This is a genomic window from Citrobacter sp. CK199 (assembly GCF_030333285.1).
Lineage (GTDB): Bacteria > Pseudomonadota > Gammaproteobacteria > Enterobacterales > Enterobacteriaceae > Citrobacter_B > Citrobacter_B koseri.
The window spans coordinates 465,116-486,566 of sequence record NZ_JAOWGF010000028.1; the positions used below are offsets into that span (position 1 = coordinate 465,116).

At 56.3% G+C, this 21,451-nt stretch carries 19 protein-coding genes; 7 read left to right on the forward strand and 12 right to left on the reverse strand.

Annotated features, from left to right (window positions below; all coding sequences use genetic code 11):
• Nucleotides 1-111: 111 nt before the first annotated feature.
• Nucleotides 112-405 (reverse strand): LexA regulated protein, encoded by a 294-nt coding sequence (gene ybfE, locus OGX75_RS17185; protein WP_012133315.1) that lies wholly within the window; start codon nt 403-405, stop codon nt 112-114.
• Nucleotides 406-533: 128 nt separating this feature from the next.
• Complete coding sequence (gene ybfF, locus OGX75_RS17190) at nt 534-1,307, reverse strand: esterase (protein WP_286451428.1); 774 nt, start codon at nt 1,305-1,307, stop codon at nt 534-536.
• 197 nt (nt 1,308-1,504) lie between these two features.
• Between ybfF and seqA the strand changes: the two genes are divergently transcribed.
• Complete coding sequence (seqA, locus tag OGX75_RS17195) at nt 1,505-2,050, forward strand: replication initiation negative regulator SeqA (protein WP_047458147.1); 546 nt, start codon at nt 1,505-1,507, stop codon at nt 2,048-2,050.
• Between the two features lie 24 nt (nt 2,051-2,074).
• Nucleotides 2,075-3,715 carry a phosphoglucomutase (alpha-D-glucose-1,6-bisphosphate-dependent) gene (gene pgm / locus OGX75_RS17200; RefSeq protein WP_012133312.1) on the forward strand — a complete coding sequence of 547 codons (1,641 nt, stop codon included), beginning with the start codon at nt 2,075-2,077 and terminating at the stop codon, nt 3,713-3,715.
• A 90-nt stretch (nt 3,716-3,805) separates the two neighbouring features.
• Here pgm and potE read toward each other — a convergent pair whose 3' ends face one another.
• The 9 genes from potE to kdpF form a co-directional block, all read right to left on the reverse strand.
• Nucleotides 3,806-5,125: a putrescine-ornithine antiporter gene (gene potE, locus OGX75_RS17205; RefSeq protein WP_012133311.1), complete on the reverse strand. Its 1,320-nt coding sequence runs from the start codon at nt 5,123-5,125 to the stop codon at nt 3,806-3,808.
• Complete coding sequence (gene speF, locus OGX75_RS17210; protein ID WP_049009856.1) at nt 5,122-7,320, reverse strand: ornithine decarboxylase SpeF; 2,199 nt, start codon at nt 7,318-7,320, stop codon at nt 5,122-5,124. The genes potE and speF overlap by 4 nt, the downstream gene beginning before the upstream one ends.
• A 256-nt stretch (nt 7,321-7,576) precedes the next feature.
• A complete protein-coding gene (speFL, locus tag OGX75_RS17215) occupies nt 7,577-7,681 on the reverse strand; it encodes a leader peptide SpeFL (RefSeq protein ID WP_114149115.1) in 105 nt (34 codons plus the stop codon).
• A 279-nt stretch (nt 7,682-7,960) separates the two neighbouring features.
• Nucleotides 7,961-8,638, reverse strand: a complete 678-nt coding sequence (gene kdpE, locus OGX75_RS17220; RefSeq protein ID WP_012133308.1) for a two-component system response regulator KdpE — start codon at nt 8,636-8,638, stop codon at nt 7,961-7,963.
• Complete coding sequence (kdpD, locus tag OGX75_RS17225; RefSeq protein WP_286451427.1) at nt 8,635-11,322, reverse strand: two-component system sensor histidine kinase KdpD; 2,688 nt, start codon at nt 11,320-11,322, stop codon at nt 8,635-8,637. Before kdpD ends, kdpE begins: the two co-directional genes overlap by 4 nt.
• On the reverse strand, nt 11,322-11,888 hold the full coding sequence (gene kdpC, locus OGX75_RS17230) for a K(+)-transporting ATPase subunit C (protein WP_286451426.1): 567 nt from the start codon (nt 11,886-11,888) through the stop codon (nt 11,322-11,324). Before kdpC ends, kdpD begins: the two co-directional genes overlap by 1 nt.
• An 8-nt stretch (nt 11,889-11,896) precedes the next feature.
• Nucleotides 11,897-13,945, reverse strand: coding sequence for a potassium-transporting ATPase subunit KdpB (kdpB, locus tag OGX75_RS17235; RefSeq protein WP_286451424.1), 2,049 nt, complete (start codon nt 13,943-13,945; stop codon nt 11,897-11,899).
• A 20-nt stretch (nt 13,946-13,965) separates the two neighbouring features.
• Nucleotides 13,966-15,645 carry a potassium-transporting ATPase subunit KdpA gene (kdpA, locus tag OGX75_RS17240; protein ID WP_286451422.1) on the reverse strand — a complete coding sequence of 560 codons (1,680 nt, stop codon included), beginning with the start codon at nt 15,643-15,645 and terminating at the stop codon, nt 13,966-13,968.
• Nucleotides 15,645-15,734 carry a K(+)-transporting ATPase subunit F gene (gene kdpF, locus OGX75_RS17245; RefSeq protein WP_047458128.1) on the reverse strand — a complete coding sequence of 30 codons (90 nt, stop codon included), beginning with the start codon at nt 15,732-15,734 and terminating at the stop codon, nt 15,645-15,647. Before kdpF ends, kdpA begins: the two co-directional genes overlap by 1 nt.
• Nucleotides 15,735-16,043: 309 nt before the next feature.
• Between kdpF and OGX75_RS17250 the strand changes: the two genes are divergently transcribed.
• The gene (locus tag OGX75_RS17250) at nt 16,044-16,250 is read left to right on the forward strand and encodes a YbfA family protein (RefSeq protein ID WP_024130535.1); all 207 of its coding nucleotides are present in this window, start codon (nt 16,044-16,046) and stop codon (nt 16,248-16,250) included.
• A 349-nt stretch (nt 16,251-16,599) separates the two neighbouring features.
• On the opposite strand, the gene OGX75_RS17255 is transcribed toward OGX75_RS17250, so the two are convergent.
• Entirely contained in the window at nt 16,600-18,081 is a 1,482-nt protein-coding gene (locus tag OGX75_RS17255) for an MFS transporter (RefSeq protein WP_286451420.1), read from the reverse strand.
• Nucleotides 18,082-18,347: 266 nt separating this feature from the next.
• On the opposite strand from OGX75_RS17255, the gene ybgI reads away from it, so the two are divergent.
• From ybgI to pxpA, 4 genes are read left to right on the forward strand one after another with little or no spacing between them, the layout of a single operon-like run.
• Entirely contained in the window at nt 18,348-19,091 is a 744-nt protein-coding gene (ybgI, locus tag OGX75_RS17260) for a radiation resistance protein YbgI (protein ID WP_024130534.1), read from the forward strand.
• 25 nt (nt 19,092-19,116) lie between these two features.
• Nucleotides 19,117-19,773, forward strand: a complete 657-nt coding sequence (gene pxpB / locus OGX75_RS17265; RefSeq protein ID WP_286451418.1) for a 5-oxoprolinase subunit PxpB — start codon at nt 19,117-19,119, stop codon at nt 19,771-19,773.
• On the forward strand, nt 19,767-20,699 hold the full coding sequence (gene pxpC, locus OGX75_RS17270) for a 5-oxoprolinase subunit PxpC (RefSeq protein ID WP_286451416.1): 933 nt from the start codon (nt 19,767-19,769) through the stop codon (nt 20,697-20,699). Before pxpB ends, pxpC begins: the two co-directional genes overlap by 7 nt.
• Nucleotides 20,689-21,423: a 5-oxoprolinase subunit PxpA gene (pxpA, locus tag OGX75_RS17275; RefSeq protein ID WP_049009860.1), complete on the forward strand. Its 735-nt coding sequence runs from the start codon at nt 20,689-20,691 to the stop codon at nt 21,421-21,423. Before pxpC ends, pxpA begins: the two co-directional genes overlap by 11 nt.
• Nucleotides 21,424-21,451 lie beyond the last annotated feature (28 nt).

Genomic DNA, 21,451 nt, shown 5'->3' on the forward strand with positions numbered 1-21,451 from the left:
GCGTATTGCCCGCAGATAAGGGCAATCATAGCAGAACAGTCAGGCATGCGGAAACAGCAATCACGCGGGACTGCACTCTGTGCTACATGATTTATGATATTGAGCAGTTTTTCAGACTACGCCCTGGCCGCGCAGCGCTGCCAGTTGAGTCATCAGCATCTCTTCGATGAGTTCGCTACGGCTCATATTGCGGGATTCGGCCAGCTCGTTCAGCGCATCGACAGCCTCAGCGTTGAGTTTCAGTTCGACACGCTTAAGGCCACGTACTTTGTCGCGTTTTAGCTGGTTACGCTTATTAATGCGCAGCTGTTCATCACGCGAAAGCGGATTGGTTTTGGGTCGTCCCGGGCGACGCTCGTGTGCGAACAGATCTAATGTCGTACGGTCCGTTTGTTCTTTGGCCATGATTTTGGTGACTTCGGGGAAACAATCAGCCAGGCGTCTGCCCGGATGGATAGCGCGCCATCATACATCAGCAAGGCAGACACGCCAACGCCCGCGGACGTAATCGCGCGCGGACGCTGAGTTTTTAATCAGTTGGCCTTATCTGCCAGATAGCGACGAATGGCGCGCAGCACCGCATCGGGTTTTTCCGCGTGAACCCAGTGGCCCGCTCCGGCGATGACGTGCGCCCGCGCCTGAGGGAACTGCGCCAGCAGATCGTGACGATATGCTTCGGTCACATAAGGCGAGTTGCCGCCGGGGATAAACAACGCCGGGCGATCCCAGGCTGGAATGGTCTCCCAGCCCACAATATGTGGATACTGTTCCCACAACACCGGTACGTTAAAGCGCCATTCGCCGTCGATAAACGATTTCAGCAGAAACTGGATGATGCCTTCTTCTTGCAGATGTTGACGCATAACGGTGGCGGCCTGTTGACGGGTTTCGGCGCCCGCGTCGGTGACGGCATTGATGGCGGCGAAGATTTCATCGTGGCGGCGAACGTGGTAATCGACCGGCGCGATGTCTATCGCGACCAACTGGTCAATACGCTCCGGCGCCAGCGCGGTGAGCGCCATTACCGCTTTACCGCCCATGGAGTGGCCGATAAAGGTGGCTTTCTCAATGCCTTCGGCATCAATGGTATCCAGTAAGTCTTGCGCCATTGCCGGGTAGTCCATCACCGGATCGCGAGGGGAGAGACCGTGGTTGCGCATATCAACCTGAATGATATCGTGATCGGTCACCAGGTCGCGCGCCAGCACGCCGAGGTTGTCCAGGCTGCCAAACAAACCGTGAACGAGGACGATGGGAGAATTATTGTGCAGGTTTTGTGCAGTTTGCGCTCGGATATTCAATTTCATGGCAAAGTTCTTTTTTTCGCTCTGTCGGGTTAGGGTATTATGTTGACTATTCTGCCACAGGGCTGCAACAACTACGGTTTACTCCGAGTTTTTCCGTCAGCCAGGTTTGACGCTATCCGCTGTTGGAATTTGCCTTTACACTACGTGCAGGTAATCCCAACGACTTGTATTCAGATAAGACACCGCACTGGATTAAGATGAAAACGATTGAAGTTGATGATGAACTCTATAGCTATATTGCCAGCCACACCAAGCATATTGGCGAGAGCGCATCCGACATTTTACGGCGCATGTTGAAGTTTTCCGCCGTATCACAGCCTGTCACTCCGGCGGCGAAAGAGGTTCGCGTCGCGCAACCTGCTATCGTGGAAGCGAAGCCCGTCAACCCCGTAAAAGATAAAGTCCGCGCCATGCGTGAACTGCTGCTTTCCGACGAGTACGCGGAGCAGAAGAAAGCGGTAAACCGCTTCATGCTGGTGCTGTCTACACTCTACTCACTGGATAATCGCGCGTTTGCCGAAGCAACGGAGTCGTTGCATGGCCGTACGCGCGTCTATTTTGCGGCTGATGAACAAACGCTGCTGAAAAATGGTAATCAAACCAAACCGAAACATGTGCCCGGCACGCCGTATTGGGTGATTACCAACACCAACACCGGCCGTAAATGCAGCATGGTTGAACACATCATGCAGTCAATGCAATTCCCGGCGGAATTGATTGAGAAGGTTTGCGGAACAATTTAATCCTTGCATTAAAAGGACCAGGCAATGGCAATCCACAACCGTGCAGGTCAACCTGCGCAACAGAGTGATTTGATTAACGTCGCCCAACTGACGGCACAGTACTATGTACTGAAACCCGAAGCAGGGAATGCAGAGCATGCCGTGAAGTTCGGTACGTCCGGGCATCGCGGTAGCGCAGGTCGTCATAGTTTTAACGAGCCGCACATCCTGGCGATCGCCCAGGCGATTGCGGAAGAGCGTGCAAAAAACGGTATCACTGGTCCTTGTTATGTGGGCAAAGATACCCACGCGCTGTCTGAACCGGCATTTATCTCTGTACTGGAAGTGCTGGCGGCGAACGGTGTTGATGTCATCGTGCAGGAAAACAATGGCTTCACGCCAACGCCTGCCGTTTCCAACGCTATCCTGGTTCACAATAAAAAAGGCGGCCCGCTGGCTGATGGCATCGTGATCACGCCATCTCACAACCCACCGGAAGACGGCGGTATTAAGTACAACCCGCCAAACGGCGGCCCGGCGGATACCAACGTCACCAAAGTGGTGGAAGACAGGGCCAACGCGCTGTTGGCTGACGGCCTGAAGGGCGTGAAGCGTATCTCTCTGGATGCGGCGATGGCCTCAGGCCACGTTAAAGAGCAGGATCTGGTGCAGCCGTTCGTTGAAGGGCTGGCGGATATCGTCGATATGGCGGCGATTCAGAAAGCGGGCCTGACGCTAGGCGTCGATCCGCTGGGCGGTTCCGGTATCGAATACTGGAAGCGTATTGCTAAGCACTACAACCTGAACCTGACTATCGTTAACGATCACGTTGATCAGACGTTCCGCTTTATGCATCTCGACAAAGACGGCGCAATCCGTATGGACTGTTCCTCCGAGTGCGCGATGGCGGGTCTGCTGGCGCTGCGTGATAAGTTCGATCTGGCGTTCGCCAACGACCCGGACTATGACCGCCACGGCATCGTGACTCCGGCTGGGCTGATGAACCCGAACCACTATCTGGCGGTAGCGATCAACTATCTGTTCCAGCACCGTCCGCAGTGGGGCAAAGAGGTGGCGGTCGGTAAAACGCTGGTTTCCTCTGCGATGATCGACCGCGTGGTGAACGATTTGGGGCGTAAACTGGTGGAAGTGCCGGTCGGCTTTAAATGGTTCGTTGACGGTCTGTTCGACGGCAGCTTCGGCTTCGGCGGCGAAGAGAGCGCCGGGGCGTCTTTCCTGCGTTTCGACGGCACGCCGTGGTCTACCGATAAAGACGGCATCATCATGTGCCTGCTGGCGGCGGAAATCACGGCCGTCACCGGGAAGAACCCGCAGGAGCACTACAACGAGCTGGCGGCCCGCTTTGGCGCGCCGAGCTATAACCGTTTGCAGGCAAGCGCAACGTCTGCGCAGAAAGCCGCGTTGTCTAAGCTCTCTCCAGAAATGGTGAGCGCCAGCACGCTGGCGGGCGATCCGATCACCGCGCGTCTGACGGCGGCGCCGGGTAACGGCGCGTCGATTGGCGGCCTGAAAGTGATGACCGACAACGGCTGGTTCGCCGCGCGGCCTTCTGGTACGGAAGACGCTTATAAGATTTATTGCGAAAGTTTCCTCGGCGAGGAACACCGCAAGCAGATCGAAAAAGAAGCGGTTGAGATTGTCAGCGAAGTGCTGAAAAACGCGTAAGTGCGGTTTGTGTGCCGGGCGGTACTGCGTTTGCCCGGCCTACAACAACGATCGTAGGCCCGGTAAGCGTTAGTGCTACCGGGCTTTTTTTTAACCGTGTTTGTTTTTCAGCTCAAAACGCGGCGATACCAGTCCATACAGCGTCCAGCCGAGGAAGGTCACAATGGAGCCGTACAGCATCGCTTCTTCACCGGAGGAATACAGCGCATAGAAGCTGTACAGCGCGCCGATGAATGCCACGAAGTTCGCCGTTTTGGCTTTTGACGACGGAACATTTGCCACTTTCTGAATGATCACCAGCGCGGCCATCGACAGAATGTACGGGATAATGTTTGTTACCACCGCCAGGTTAACCAGCACGTTGAACTGGCTGTTCAGCGATGGGCTGATGGTCATCAGCGATAATCCGCTCTGGATAATCACGATGGTCAGCATTCCCTGAACCGGCGCATCCACTTTCGTTACGCGAGAGAAGATTTTCGGGAAATAACCTTCATCCGCCGAGGATTTGAAGACCTGGGCGATAGTGAACTGCCAGCCCAGCAGCGAACCGCAGCAGGACATCACCATCAACGCCATGATCACTTTACCGACTTCCGGGGTAAACATCTGTGCGAATGCCAGACCGAACGGCGCGGTGGAGTTGGCCAGATCCATGTTCGGTACGATCCCGGCAATCACGTTGGTGGAGATGATGTAAATCACCGCCGCGCCCAGCGTACCGCCTAATACCGCAATCGGTACGTTACGCTCCGGGTTTTCCACCACTTCGGCGTTGGCGCAGGCAGATTCCAGACCGAGGAAGGCCCACAGCGTCATCGCAATAGAAGAACCGACGGCGGTGAAGAACGGTACGTGATGCGGGTTCCAGGAGTTGGCGTACAGCGTCGGGCTAAACCAGAACCAGCCGATGATGCACAAACCGACAACCGGAATAATCACGCCCCAGACGGTGATACTGCTGATTTGCCCGGTAATGCGCGCGCCGCCGAAGTTGGCGACGGTGCACAGCCACAGCACGCCGATGGTCGCCAGACCGATCTGCACCGGTGACAGCGTGGCGCCGAACAGCTCGGTGCCGTAGCCGACGGCGGAGATGGCGATAGCGACGTTGGCAATCAGCAGCGAAACGCCATAGGTGTAGTTCGCCATAAAGTTGCCGGACTTACCAAAGGCATACTCCGCGTAGCCGCCCATACCGCCGGATTTACGGCTGAACATCCCGCATTTGGCGAAAGCCCATGCCAGCGCCATTGAACCAACGGCAGTCACCAGCCACGAGATGATCGAGATGGTGCCGACCTCTGCAAGTTTGGTGGGCAGCATGATAATCCCGGAGCCCATCATATTGACCATGGTCAGGATGGTGAGCTGAACGACGCCCATTTTATTGGATTTGGCTTTACTCATAATTTTTCCCCTTTCAGCAGGGTGTTCTGTGCTTCGCGCGGTTTAATGACGTAGCACCACACCTGTTTACGGCCGTCGTGTTCTTCGATGTAAACGCCCTGTAGTTCAGGCGCAAAGCCCGGCAGCAGGTTGATCCCTTCTTCCAGCGCGCTGAAATAACGCAGCACCGCACCGCCCCAGATTTCCCCCGGAACAACGCACAAAACCCCTGGCGGATACGGAAGCGCGCCTTCTGCCGCGATCCGTCCTTCCGCGTCCGGCAGGCGAACCAGTTCGACTTCACCGCGCAGATAGGCGTAGTTGGCATCCTGCGGGTTCATGCTGACGCGTGGGAAATGGGATTTACGGAACATCTCTTTTTGCAGCTGTTTCACGTTATGGCGTGCGTACAGATCGTGCATCTCCTGGCACAGTTGACGCAGGGTGTAGCCGGCATAACGCGCTTCATGCTGCTTATAAATTGACGGCAGAACGTCAGCCAGCGGCGCATCGGCTTCCAGCAGTTTCTCAAAGCGCACCAGCAGGGCGACGAGTTGCTGCAATTTCGCCATGTCTTCCGCTGGCGTCAGCAGGAACAGGATCGAGTTGAGATCGCATTTTTCCGGTACCACGCCGTTTTCACGCAGGAAGTTGGCAAGGATGGTCGCCGGAACGCCGAAGGTGTCGTATTCGCCGTTGCGCGCATTGATGCCCGGCGTCGTGAGCAGCAGTTTGCACGGATCAACAAAGTACTGGTGTTCGGCGTAGCCTTCGAAGGCATGCCAGTGTTCGCCCGGCACAAAGTGGAAGAAGCGCAGGTCGTTTGCGATCTCCGCAGTGGGGTAAGACTGCCACGGTTTACCGTCGATCAGTTCCGGCACGAACGGACGGATGTGATGGCAGTTATCAAGGATCAGCTTGCGTGCATTGATGCCGTTCGCCACGCAGTCCATCCACATGTTACGGCCACCGACGCCTTCGTGCATTTTGGCGTTGATGTCCAGGGCGGCGAACAGCGGGTAGAACGGGCTGGTGGAGGCGTGCATCATGAACGCGTTATTCATACGTTTATGCGGCACATAGCGAGACTGACCTTTGATATGGCTGTCTTTCTTGTGGATCTGCGAGGTCTGGGAGAAACCGGCCTGCTGTTTGTGAACAGACTGCGTGACCAGGATACCCGGATCGTTCTCGTTCAGGTCCAGCAACAACGGCGAGCAATCGGCCATCATCGGAATAAACTGCTCGTAGCCGACCCATGCGGAGTCAAACAGGATGTAGTCGCACAGATGACCAATCTTATCCACCACCTGACGGGCGTTATAGATGGTGCCGTCGTAGGTGCCTAACTGGATCACCGCCAGGCGGAACGGACGGGCGTCTTGCGCGCGTTGCGGCGCCACTTCGCTGACCAGTTCACGCAGATAGCCTTCTTCAAAGCAGTGGGCGTCGATCCCGCCGATGAAGCCGTACGGGTTGCGCGCGGTTTCCAGATAAACCGGCGTCGCGCCCGCCTGCAACAGCGCGCCGTGGTGGTTCGATTTGTGGTTATTACGATCGAACAGCACCAGATCGCCTGGGGTCAGCAGCGCGTTAAGTACCACTTTGTTTGACGATGAGGTGCCGTTCAGCACAAAGTAGGTTTTATCGGCGTTGAACACTTTCGCGGCGTGTTGTTGCGCGATGCACGGCGCGCCTTCATGGATAAGCAGATCACCCATCGCCACGTCGGCGTTACACAAATCAGAGCGGAAAAGCGTTTCGCCAAAGTACTCAACAAACTGGTTCCCTGCGGGGTGACGGCGGAAGAATTCACCGCCCTGATGCCCCGGACAGTCAAATGCGCTGTTGCCCTGGTTTACGTAGTCCACCAGCGCCCGGAAGAACGGCGGGCGCAGTTGCGTTTCATAGTGGCTGGCAGCGGTCTCCAGTTGGCGGCCATAGAAGGCGTTACGGGCTTCATTATGTTCGAATACGCCCGAGATCCGCGGCAGATATTCCGCCGGAACGCGCTCTTCATTTTGTGTCGCGATAAACACGGGAATACCGTAGCCCGTCGCATCAATCTCATCGAGTTTACCTCGTTCAATATCATTGATGGATAACACGATAGCGGCAACATCAATGAAATTACTTTCATCAACATTAACGATACTGCGCTGTGTAGAAAAACAATCAGGGCAGGAACGACTGACGGCAATTTTTAATTCAGACATTTTCATCTCTTTATTTTCAGGTAATAGCAGGTCCTCAATTTCTCGAATGAGAAACTGATAGCTCCGGAAAAAAAGCAATACGACGCCACTGATAAATAAATCAGTAAATTGCTTTTTAGAAGATGCAATAAACCCTAACCTTTCCGGTCACAGGTAAAACAGGGTTATGCAGTGTGAGCACCACGAGATACAGGCGTTAGCCTGCGATACAAGGGGTCAGGAAGACCTGTATGCTGGAGTGCCCTTAGTCGAAAGACTAACGGGCATTAAAGAAATGAAAGTCGAAGCTGTTACGGTGAGCAAACATCATAATATGAGTTGTCCGCCTTATATGGGGCATTGTACGGCTATTATTTTCCATTTTGGTTACCTTTACTGGATAAGTGGAAGGTGAGGGTATTTTATCCAGGAAATGAGCCTGATCTGTGAAGAAGATCAATAAAAAACGATCATTTCTAAAATATTTAGTCGTTGTTTATGCATATCACACGATAAGATATCGTATTGTTGTTTATATGTTATGGGTTTGTGTTTTTATATTTTTTAAGGAATGAGCTTACACTGCAAAATACATTATTTGCAGTGTGGTTAATGATAAAAATGATATTTAGGAATTAATTAAAAAAAAATGAATAACCATTCATGGCATAAAACGATAACCGATTCCGGTTTCGGTAATGAAATGGCGGGGGCGGGCGGGATCTTTCTCCAGTTTCTGTCGCAGGTGACCCATATAAATACGCAAATAGTGACTGTGCTCGACGGCGTTCGGGCCCCAGACCTGGTTCAACAGCTGGCGCTGGGTGAGCACTTTGCCCGCATTATTCAGCAACACGGCCAGTAGGCGAAACTCAATCGGCGTCAGGTGAATTTCTTCTTCATCACGGTGGACAAGGTGTGCTGCTAAGTCCACTTTTATGCTGGAAAACTGCACGATGGGGTCAGGAGAAGGGCCGCTGGCGTGACGGCGCAGCGCCACGCGTAAGCGCGCCTGTAGTTCGCCAATGCCGAAGGGTTTACTCAGATAGTCATCGGCGCCCGCATCCAGCGCAGTGATTTTATCGCTCTCCTCGCTGCGAGCAGAAAGCACAATCACCGGAATTGCGCTCCATTGTCGCAGGTCGCGAATAAAATCGATGCCGTCGCCGTCAGGCAGGCCAAGATCAAGAATGATGAGATCGGGTTTCCGCGTGGCGGCTTCCAGCAACCCACGGCTTAGCGTCTCTGCTTCGTATACGCGCAGCCCGTCGCTTTCCAGCGCGCTGCGCAGAAAGCGACGAATAGCCTGTTCGTCTTCAACAATCAGAACGTTGGTCACATATCCTCATGAAAATCTTCAAGTTCAGGTGCAGTTTCCTGCGGGAGTGTAACACGGAAACAGGCTCCACCCTGCGGGCGATTGTGGGCGGAAATCGTTCCACCGTGCACTTCAACAATCGCCTGGCAAATAGCCAGCCCCAGCCCAACGCCCGGTACGGCAGACTCTTTATTTCCCCGGGCAAATTTGTCGAAGATGCTTTTCTCCTGCCCGTCAGGAATGCCGGGGCCATTATCCCAGACGTCAAGCTGAAGATGTTCGTCTTCAATATGGGCATCAATGCCGATCTCCGCCTGTGAACCGGCGTATTTGACGGCGTTTTCCAGAAGGTTGATCAGTACCCGTTCAAACAGCGGGCCGTCAACGTGTACCAGCGTCAGCGGCGCTGGCAGCGACAGGTTAATGGGGTGGGGTAGCCCCGGCTCCAGCATTTGCAGGGCGCTGCCGACAACCTCTTCCAGCGTCAGCCACTCTTTTTTAAGATTAAATCCACCGGACTGAATGCGCGCCATATCCAGCAGGTTATTCACCAGTCGGGTGGTGTTGAGAATGTGCTGGCGGATTTCGCTGGCCTGGCGCGCATGTGGCGATCCTTCACTTGCCAAATCCAGGGTTAAAATCTCCGCCTGACCAAACAGCACCGTCAGCGGCGTGCGCAAGTCGTGGGAGAGGGCGGCGAGCAGGGCATTGCGAATGCTTTCGCGCTCGCTGGCGAGTCGGGCCAGCTCTTCACTGGCGGTAAGCGTCAGACGCTCCAGCGCGCTGGCGACCAGCAAGGTGAATGTTTCCAGTAGCCGCTGTTGCTCCGGGATCATCAACTGGCGAAGATTCCCCGGCTCGACCACCACCAGGCCATGCGTTTTATCGGCGCTTTTTAACGGTAAAATTTGATACGGCACGCCGGGCAGGGTATCCGTGCCCGCCCCGGCCGGCTGGCCTTTGTCAAAGCTCCACCGGGCGATGGCGTCATCCCACGGCGTTATGCCCTGCTGGTGGGTCAGCGGCGTCAGCGTGCCGTTTTCATCCGGCAATAACACCTGGCTGCGGGCCTGAAACGTGGAGGCGATAAACTGTTCGCTGGTGGCGGCGATATCCTGCCTGCTTCGCCCCACCGCCAGCGCTTTGGACATCTCGTACAGATGGCGCGTGCGCTGTTCCCGATAGCGGGCAACCCGCGCCTGATAGCGCACGCCCGCCGTCAGGTTACCGATCACCAGCCCCACCGTCAGCATCACGGCGAAGGTCAACAGATACTGCACATCGGAAACGGCAAGCGTGCCGCGAGGAGCAATAAAAAAGAGATCGAAGCTGGCGACGTTAATAAAGGTTGCCACTACCGAGGGCCAGCGCCCATAAAACAGAGCGATAATCACCACGCCCAGCAGATACAGCATCACCAGGTTAGCGGCATCAAAGGCGACCATCCACTGTACGGCGATGACGGTGGTCACTGCGCAAAGGGCGATCGCGACCAGGCAGCCCTGTATCTGCACCCGCCACTTATCTTTGAAGGCACGGGTATCCGGTGTCTGATTCAACGGGCGAGTCGGGGGATCATCAAGGGCGACGACCACCTGATCGAGATCCGGCGCCTGTTTCGCCAGGCGATCGGCAAACGAATCTCTGCGCCACCAGCGTCGCGTTGCCGGACGACCCAGCACAATTTTGCCGAGGTTATGTTCCCGGGCGTAACGCACAACCGCTTTTTCTTCGGCGGGATCGGAAAGCGTGGCGGTCTCCGCGCCCAGCTCCTGTGCCAGACGCAGGGCGCTCAAGATGGCGCGCCGCTGTTTTTCCGGCAGGCGATGCAGCGCCGGGGTTTCGACATACACCGCGTGCCAGACGCTGCCGAGGCGGGCAGCCAGCCGCGCGGCGGCACGCACCAGTTTTTCACTGCCGGTGTTGTGCCCGATGCACAGCAGAATGGCGTCGCGGGTATGCCACACTTTCTCTTCGCCCGGGTGGCTCCGCCAGGCGCGCATTTGATCGTCCACCCGGTCGGCCGTGCGGCGCAGCGCCAGTTCACGCAGGGCGATCAAATTGCCTTTGCGAAAGAAGTGCTCAATGGCGCGTTCAGCCTGACCGGCAATGTACACCTTGCCCTCTTTCAGACGCGCTCGCAGATCGTCAGGCGGCAGGTCGACCAGAACCACTTCATCGGCGGCATCGAAGAAGGGATCTGGTACGGTTTCATGAACCTGAATGCCGGTCACGCCGCTGACCACATCGTTGAGGCTTTCCAGGTGCTGGACGTTGACGGTGGTAAAGACGTCAATACCCGCTTCCAGCAGTTCTTCAATATCCTGCCAGCGTTTAGGGTGGCGCGAGCCTGGCGCATTACTGTGCGCCAGTTCGTCCATGAGAATAATCGCCGGGCGACGGGCCAGCGCCGCGTCGAGATCGAACTCGCTGAGATGGCGTCCGTGACGCGTCTGCCGTTTTAGCGGCAGGATGCTGAGGCCGTCCAGCAGCGCGGCGGTCTCTTTACGCCCGTGGGTTTCCACGACACCCGTCAAAATATCCAGCCCTTGCGCCCGCAGTCGCTGCGCCTCAGCCAGCATCGCCCAGGTTTTCCCGACGCCTGCGCAGGCGCCGAAGAAGATTTTCAGTTTTCCCCGGTGTGGTGCGGCGGTCTGTTCCAGCAGGCGATCGGGGTCAGGGCGTAGCGGTTCTTCATTAACCATCAGAGCTTATCCAGCGCTAAATTGAGTTCCACGATATTGACCACTGGCTGGCCGATAAAACTCACCAGCGGCTTTTGCGTATATTCTGCGACCAACTGCGTCGCGGCTTCAACGCTGAGATTTCGCGCTTTGGCGACGCGCGGGATCTGCCACGCCGCCGCCGCTGGCGTCAGGTTATTGTCCAGCCCGCTGGCGGAGGCGGTGAGCAGTTCCACCGGAATCGTCGTGCTGGCGTCCGGGTTAGCGGCCCGCAGCGCCTTCACCCGCTGCTGCAACTGTTTATCCAGCTCCGGGTTGCTGACCGCCAGATTACTGCCGCCGGAAGCCATGGGATTATAGGGTATTTCCGCCGTTGCTGACGGGCGTCCCTGAAAATAGCCGTCGGCGGTAAAATTCTGCCCGATAAGCGCAGAGCCGCGCACGAGACTGCCATCAACAATCAGTGAGCCGTTAGCCTGATGCGGGAACCACCATTGCCCCAGCGCGGTGGTAAGCAGCGGGTAAATGCCGCCGGTTAGCAGCGTCAGAAACACCAGCGTTGATAATGCAGGACGTAATCCACTCATTATAAACCTCACACCAGACCCAGCAGAGTCAGCAGTAAATCAATCACTTTAATGCCGATAAACGGCACAACCAGACCACCCAGGCCGTAGATCCACAGGTTACGGCGCAGCATAGCAGAGGCCGAAAGCGGCTTATAGCTCACCCCTTTCAATGCCAGCGGGATCAGAAAAACGATAATCAACGCATTGAAGATCACCGCGCTGAGGATTGCGGAATCCGGCGAATGCAGACGCATAATGTTCAGCGTATTCAACTGCGGGTACGTCGCGGCAAACGCCGCCGGAATGATGGCGAAATATTTCGCCACGTCATTGGCGATACTGAACGTGGTGAGCGAACCGCGCGTCATCAGCATCTGTTTACCGATATGCACCACTTCGATCAGCTTGGTCGGGTTGGAATCCAGATCCACCATGTTACCGGCTTCTTTCGCTGCCTGAGTACCGGAGTTCATCGCCACCGCCACATCAGCCTGCGCCAGCGCCGGTGCATCGTTGGTTCCGTCGCCGGTCATCGCCACCAGGCGACCTTCAGCCTGGTACTGGCGGATCAACGCCAGCTTGGCTTCTGGTGTGGCTTCCGCCAGGAAATCATCCACTCCGGCTTCGGCGGCAATCGCCGCGGCCGTCAGGCGGTTGTCGCCGGTGATCATCACCGTTTTGATGCCCATTTTGCGCAACTGGGCAAAACGTTCCTTAATCCCGCCTTTGACAATATCTTTCAGCGCGATAACGCCCAGCACGCGGGAACCTTCCACCACCACCAGCGGCGTGGCGCCAAGACGGGCGACGCTATCCACTTTTTGCTCCACGTCAGCAGGGAAGTGACCGCCGCTGGCTTCAACGTGGCGGCGAATGGCATCCACGGAACCTTTACGAATCATTCGGTTATCAATGTTGATGCCGCTCATCCGGCTTTGCGCGGTAAAGGGAACAAAGGTGGCATGGCGCGACTGCACATCGCGCTCGCGCAGATTAAAACGCTGTTTGGCGAGAATGACGATGCTGCGGCCTTCCGGCGTTTCGTCGGCCAGCGAAGAGAGTTGCGCTGCGTCGGCCAGCGTCTTTTCATCTACGCCCTGAGCGGGCAGAAAGTCCGAGGCCTGACGGTTGCCGAGGGTGATGGTGCCGGTTTTATCCAACAGCAGCACGTCCACGTCGCCTGCGGCTTCCACCGCCCGCCCGCTGGTGGCGATGACGTTTGCTCCCAGCATTCGACTCATCCCGGCGACGCCGATCGCCGAAAGTAATCCGCCGATAGTGGTGGGGATCAGGCAAACCAGCAGGGCGACCAGCACCGTCACACTGACGGCATGGCCGCCCCAGGCGGAAAAGGGCCAGAGCGTGGCGGTTGCCAGTAAAAAGACAATAGTCAGGGCAACCAGCAGAATGGTCAGCGCGATTTCGTTTGGCGTTTTACGGCGCTGCGCGCCTTCCACCATCGCGATCATCCGGTCAAGGAAGGTTTCGCCGGGATTCACGCTGCATTCGATGACCAGCCAGTCGGAGAGAATACGTGTTCCGCCGGTCACTGAGGCAAAGTCGCCGCCGGATTCACGAATCACCGGCGCGGACTCACCGGTAATGGCGCTTTCGTCCACCGATGCGCCGCCTTCAATGACCTCGCCGTCGCAGGGAATAATATCGCCCGCTTCAACCAGGACTATATCCCCTTTACGCAGCTCATCGGCAGGGAGGCGATCCGTCTGCGCGCCATACTTTGGTTCACGCAGTTTGCGGGCAAATGCCGTTTTCTTCACCCCTTTCAGACTGCTGGCCTGCGCTTTGCTGCGACCTTCCGCCAGCGCTTCGGCAACGTTAGCGAACAGGACGGTAACCCACAGCCAGAGGCTTATCGCGCCAGTAAACCGGGGATTACCTGGCATCTGCCCGGTTGCCATCGCCACCGTGATAAGGGTCGTCAGCAGACTGCCGATCCAGACAATAAACATGACCGGATTGCGCCACTGGGTATGTGGGCTTAATTTTTTCACGGCCTCGATCAGCGCCTGAGCGACCAGGGAGGGTTCGAACAGCGCCAGTTGTTTGCGACTCATCACCATGTACTCCGCTTCGCTCAATATAAAGAGAGGTGTTCAGCAACCGGCCCAAGCGCCAGCGCAGGAATAAAGGTCAGTGCGCCCACCAGCAACACCGTACCGATCAGCAGGCCGACAAACAGCGCGCCGTGCGTCGGCAGTGTGCCGGGGCTGGCCGGCTGGCGCTTTTTACCGACCAGCGATCCGGCAATTGCCATGACCGGGATAATCACCCCGAAGCGACCGACAAACATGCAGAAGGCCAGCAGGCAGTTCCAGAAGGGCGTGCTGGCGTTCAGACCGGCAAAGGCGCTGCCGTTGTTGTTGGCCGCCGAAGAGACGGCGTACAGCACTTCGCTAAAACCGTGTGGGCCGGGGTTGAGCATTCCGCTGCGGCCGGTTTCGGTCATCATCGCCAGCGCCGTACCGAGCAATACCAACGTCGGGGTAATCAGAATCGCCAGGGCGGTCATTTTCATTTCGCGCACGTCGATTTTTTTACCCAGATATTCTGGCGTGCGGCCAATCATCAGCCCGGCGATAAATACGGCTAACAATACGAACAACAGCATGCCGTACAAACCCGAACCGACGCCGCCAAAAACCACTTCGCCGATTTGCATCAGCCACATTGGCACCATGCCGCCCAGCGCGGTAAAGGAGTCATGCATAGCGATAACCGCCCCGCAGGAGGCCGCCGTGGTCACGACGGCGAACAGGCTGCTGACCAGCACGCCAAAGCGGCTCTCTTTGCCTTCCATATTGAGGCTGCTGTCGGCGCCAAACTTCAGCAGATGAGGATTGCCCTGGACTTCCGCCGACATCACCACGGCGACGCAGACTACGAAAATGATCGACATCGCCCACAGCAGCATCTGCCCCTGACGGCGATCGCCTGACGCATCGCCAAAGGCAAAGCAAAGCGCGGCGGGAATCAAAAAGATCGCCAGCATCTGTACCATGTTGGTTAATGCGCTCGGGTTTTCAAACGGATGCGATGAGTTGGCGTTGAAGAACCCGCCGCCGTTGGTGCCGAGCATCTTTATGGCTTCCTGTGAAGCTACCGGCCCCATCGGTAAAAGCTGTTTCACACCTTCAACACTGGTGAACGATTGATAGGGCAGCAGGTTTTGCAGTGCGCCCTGCTGGATGAAAAGCAGGGCGATTAACAGGGCGAGCGGCAATAAGATCCACAGCGTAATGCGCACCAAATCCATCCAGGCGTTGCCCAGCGTATTCATGCTCTGGCGCGTAAAGGCGCGGATCAGGGCGAAGATCACCGCGATACCGGTAGCCGCCGACAGGAAGTTCTGTACGGTCAGTCCCGCCATCTGGCTGAAGTAGCTTAAGGTGGTTTCCCCGCCGTAGGACTGCCAGTTGGTATTGGTGACAAAACTGATGGCCGTATTGAGCGCCAGATGCCAGGAAAGACCAGGCAACTGCTGCGGGTTCAGCGGCAGCAGGTTTTGCCCCAGCAGCATCAGAAACAGCACTGCCAGACCCAACAGATTCAGGGTAAGAATGGCCAGCAGATACTGTTTCCAGTCCATTTCCTGCGTCGGTATCCCCAACCCGCGCCATAGCAGACGCTCTGCGCTGGCGGTGCCTGGCAGGGGAATGTCGTTGATAAGTCGCGCCAGACCCACGCCTAAAGGGCGGGCGAGCACGAACAGGATCAGTAAAAAACTGGCTGTCAGTAAAAATCCCTGGGCCGCCATCAGAATGCCTCCGCATTAATCAGGGCATACACCAGGTAACCCAAAAGTAAGAAAATCAGCATGATGCCGATGATTACGCCTGCACTCACGGTGCACCTCCAGTGGTTTTTCTTCTGATATGCGGAGGGTAATTTTTTGCCTGCAAAGATTTCGCAAAAATCGGCGCGTAGGGTGTAAAAAAAGTATAAAAATGGAAAAGACCATCATTTAACTAATGATTAGTATTAATTTAACTTTTATGTAACTTAATTACAGGGCGAATGTAAATAAACCTTAAATAGACAAAAATAAGTGGTCGGATGAGTAGTAAAATTACACGCAAAGCGGTACTATTTTCAGCAGATAACCAATTTGACTTTACCGGTGATGATTACCGGCCAGATAAAGGGGAGAAAAGTATGGAACTCTATAAAGAATATCCAGCTCATGTTGTTTTGTTACGCCGCACTCTCGCCGTTGTGGCTGGGGTTCTGGCGCTGCCGGTCATGTTGTTCTGGAAAGACCGTGCTCGTTTTTACAGCTATCTGCATCGCGTCTGGTCGAAAACCAGCGATAAACCGGTGTGGATGGAGCAGGCAGAAAAAGTGACCTGCGATTTCTACTGATATACAGCATCGTCCGAGAAAACCGCCAACAGAAATGTGGCGGTTTTTTTATACGTTATGCCGGATGGCGGCGATGCCTTATCCGGCCTACAGGATAGTGCCGCACTGTAGGCCCGGTAAGCGCTGCGCCACCGGGCGTAAGAAATGTGGCGGTTTTTTTTATACGTTATGCCGGATGGCGGCGATGCCTTATCCGGCCTACAGATAGTGCCACACTGTAGGCCCGGTAAGCGTCGCGCCACCGGGCGTAATGAATGTGGCGGTCGGATGGCGGCGATGCCTTATCTGGCATACAGATAGTGCCACACTGTAGGCCCGGTAAGCGTAGCGCCACCGGGCGTAATGTCATTCAGGACTCAACCGCCAGCGGGCGGTTTCTGAATTTGAGTGACTGATACAGCCAAATCAACAGTACCAGCGCCACGCAGGCCAGCGCTCCCCAGGTTATCTGGTCGAACACATCGATATAGGCATTGATGGCGTAGTTGATCGCGCCGCTTGCATCAAACGCGCTCTGCGAGGTCTGATCGGCAATGACGCCAGCCAGATAGTTGGCGATCGCGCCGGAGAGCAACATATAGATGCCGGTCAGGACGCCCGTCACGCCAGGGATCTCAATACGTGTAATCTGCGACATTGCGACCGGGTCGATGAACAACTCGGCAAAACCCATTACCGCCAACCCTAAGATCATCAGTGGCATAGAAGAGTGACCGTAGGCGGCAGATAACCGGGCGCTTACGGTCAGAATGCAGAATCCGGCGCTCATCAAACCGAGGCCCAGGGCGAATTTCCCCCAGATCCGCACGGTACGGTTGCCGCCCATACTCTCCTTAATCAGCCAGGCCAGCACCACGCCGCACAGCATGACCGCGAAGGCATTCACTGACTGGAACATCGCCGTCGGTACTTCGTAACCCAGAATCGTACGGTTCACAAATCGGTCGATGTACAAACTGATGGAGCTGCCGCCCTGTTGGGCGAACGCCCAGAACAACATGCTGAAGAAGGTGAGAACCACAATCAGCCCCAGCTCTTTACGCTGTTTTTGCGTCTGTGCCTGACGGTAGATTTTTGTCAGCACCGCAAGACCAATGACGGTGGCGACAATCAGCGCATAGACCGACCATTCTTTCCAGAACAGCACCGTGATCAGCAGCGGCGCGGCGACCAACAGCACCAGCAGCCAACACCAGTTGGGCAGAACAAACGTTCTGGCGTGCAGCACGGCTTTATTTACCCCAGTGGTGTGGGCGAAATGGCGATTGCCGCACAGGAAGATAATTAACCCGGCGATCATGCCGATGGCGGCCAGCGCAAAACCCATCGCCCAGCTGTACTCTTCCTGAACATAACCACAGGCGATAGGGGCAACGATCGAGCCGATATTGCCGGCGGCATACAGCAGTGAGAATCCCCCGTCGCGGCGTGGATCTTCCGGTTTATACAGCTCACCCAACAGGCAACTGATGTTGGATTTGAACAGACCGTAACCGCAGACGATGATCGCCAGCGACAAGTAAAGGAAGGTCGGCGCGATTTCACTCGCCCCCAGCACCAGATGCCCAACGGCCATCAAAAATGCTCCCAGCATGACCGCCATGCGATTACCAAGCACTTTATCCGCCATATACCCGCCGAGAATCGGGGTGACATAGACCAGCGAACAGTAAGCGCTGAACAGCGCATACGCATGGTTATCGTCGTATTTTAGCTGGTTGGTGAGATAGAGAATCAGCAGGGCGCGCATGCCGTAAAAGCTGAAGTATTCCCAAATTTGCAGTGCGACGACGTAATAAATGGCGCGCGGTTGAGAAGATGGTTTATTCATTGTGATTCCGGGATGGATGTCACACCGCAAAAGAAATCCGCGGCGTGAGTGTGTTTCCTTAAAGTTATAACTTCGATACAGATCTGATTATTTTTGCAATATGCTGTCTGATTGCATAAATATACATGAATCAGATCGAGTAAGGGTAAGCATTTTGCGTCTTAAAACGGCGTGATTGTTTCTCAATGTGTCGAAGAAATGGCTATCGACGAAGTGACGGGAGAACGCTATTTTAACGTAGTGCACATATGAAGAAGGGAGCGATGATGAAAAACACCGAACTGGAACAACTGATCAATGAAAAGCTGAACAGCGCGGCCATCAGCGATTACGCGCCGAATGGCTTACAGGTTGAAGGCAAAGAGACGGTGCAAAAAATCGTGACCGGCGTGACGGCAAGCCAGGCCTTACTGGATGAAGCGGTACGCCAGCAGGCTGATGCGGTCATCGTTCATCATGGTTACTTCTGGAAAGGGGAATCTCCGGTCATTCGCGGTATGAAACGCAACCGTCTGAAAACGCTGCTGGCGAATGACATTAACCTCTATGGCTGGCATCTGCCGTTGGATGCGCACCCGGAACTGGGAAACAACGTGCAGCTGGCGGCGCTGCTCGGCATTACCGTGATGGGGGAAATCGAGCCGCTGGTGCCGTGGGGAGAGTTATCAATGCCGGTGCCGGGGCTGGAACTGGCCTCGTGGATTGAAGCGCGCCTGGGGCGTAAACCGTTATGGTGCGGCGATACCGGGCCGGAAAAAGTGCAGCGTGTGGCCTGGTGTACCGGTGGCGGGCAAAGTTTTATCGACAGCGCCGCGCGCTTTGGCGTGGATGCGTTTATTACCGGCGAGGTCTCTGAACAGACGATTCACTCCGCCCGCGAACAGGGGCTGCATTTCTATGCCGCCGGACACCACGCCACCGAGCGCGGCGGTATTCGCGCGTTAAGCGAATGGCTGACTGAAAATACGAGTCTGGATGTGACCTTTATTGATATTCCTAATCCGGCATAACGCATAAAACACGAGAGGGACGAAAGTGCAACGAGCGCGTTGTTATCTGTTAGGTGAAACGGCGGTGGTGCTGGAGCTTGAGCCGCCGGTCACGCTGGCATCCCAGAAACGCATCTGGCGACTGGCGCAGCGCCTGGTCGATATGCCGAATGTTGTTGAAGCAATTCCGGGTATGAACAATATCACGGTGATCCTGCGCGAGCCGCAGACGCTGGCGCTGGATGCGATTGAACGTTTGCAGCGCTGGTGGGAAGAGAGCGAGGCGCTGGAGCCTGATTCACGCTTTATCGAAATTCCCGTGACCTACGGCGGTGAGGGCGGCCCGGATCTGGCGGCGGTGGCGCAACACAGCGGATTAAGCGAAAAGCAGGTGGTTGAACTGCACGCTTCAGTAGAGTACGTCGTCTGGTTTTTAGGTTTTCAGCCGGGCTTTCCGTATCTCGGGGGCTTACCGGAACAATTGCACACGCCAAGACGGGCAGAACCGCGCCTGATTGTTCCGGCGGGTTCCGTGGGGATTGGCGGCCCGCAAACCGGGATTTACCCTCTGCCGACGCCGGGCGGCTGGCAACTAATCGGCCATACGCCGCTGAAGCTGTTCGACCCACAGCGGGATGAGCCCATCCTGTTACGTCCGGGCGACACCATACGCTTTGTCCCGCAGAAGGAGGGGGTATGCTGAACATTATTCGCGCGGGTATGTACACCTCAGTGCAGGATGGGGGACGACACGGCTATCGTCAGTCCGGTATTAGCCATTGCGGCGCGCTGGACAAACCGGCGCTGCATATCGCAAACCTGCTGGTGGGGAATGACGCCAGTGCTCCGGCGCTGGAGATTACGCTCGGCCAACTGGTGGTGGAATTTGAATCCGACGGCTGGTTTGCATTGACCGGCGCCGGGTGCGAGGCCCGTCTGGACGACCAACCGGTCTGGACCGGCTGGCGGCTGCCGGTGAAAGCGGGACAGCGTCTGGCGCTGAAGCGCCCGCTCCACGGAATGCGCAGCTATCTGGCCGTGGCAGGCGGCATTGACGTGCCTGAAGTGATGGGGTCGTGCAGTACCGACCTGAAGGTCGGCATTGGCGGGCTGGAAGGGCGCTTGTTAAAAGATGGCGATCGGCTGGCGACAGGAAGGTCAGAACGCCAGTTCAGCGGCCCGCAGGGCGTTAAACAGCTGCTGTGGGGGAACCGGATTCGCGCGTTGCCTGGCCCGGAATACCAGGAGTTTGACGCGGCCTCGCAGGAGGCGTTCTGGCGCTCGCCGTGGCAGCTTAGCCCGCAAAGTAACCGTATGGGCTATCGTTTGCAGGGGCAACCGCTGAAACGTACCACCGAACGTGAGTTACTGTCGCACGGGCTGCTGCCGGGCGTTATTCAGGTGCCGCATAATGGTCAGCCGATCGTGCTGATGAACGATGCCCAGACCACCGGCGGCTACCCGCGTATCGCCTGCATCATTGAGGCGGATATGTATCATCTGGCGCAGATCCCTCTCGGGCAACCGATCCATTTTGTTCAGTGTACGCTGGAGGAGGCGCTTAAGGCGCGTCACGACCAGCAGCGTTATCTGGAACAGTTAACATGGCGACTTAATGATGAACATTGATCTTAACGCAGACTTAGGAGAAGGGTGCGCCAGCGATGCGGCGTTACTGCAACTGGTGTCATCCGCCAACATCGCCTGCGGATTTCACGCGGGCGATGCACAAACCATGCTGGCGAGCGTGCGCGAAGCGCTGAAAAACGGCGTAGCGATTGGCGCGCATCCCAGTTTCCCTGACCGGGAAAATTTTGGCCGCACCGCCATGACGTTACCGCCGGAAACCGTCTACGGCCAGACGCTGTACCAGATCGGCGCGCTGGCGGCGATAGCCCGCGCGGAAGGCGGCGTTATGCGTCATGTCAAACCGCACGGTATGTTGTACAACCAGGCGGCGAAAGATCCACAGCTGGCGGATGCCATCGCCAGAGCGGTACATGCCTGCGATCCGTCGCTGATTCTGGTCGGGCTGGCGGGCAGCGAACTGATTCGCGCAGGCGAGCATTATGGCCTGACGACGCGTCAGGAGGTTTTTGCCGATCGGGGGTATCAGGCTGACGGCAGCCTGGTGCCGCGAACCCAGCCGGGCGCGCTGGTAGAAGACGAAGAGCACGCGTTGGCGCAAACGCTGGGCATGGTGGAATCCGGTAGAGTGAAAAGCATTACCGGTGAATGGGCGAACGTTGTGGCGCAAACGGTATGTATTCACGGCGACGGCGAGCACGCACTCGCTTTTGCCCGTCGTTTGCGCGCGGCGTTTGAAGAACGCAGTATCAGGATTATGGCATAACCAATAACCAGGCTGACACAGTGCCCGA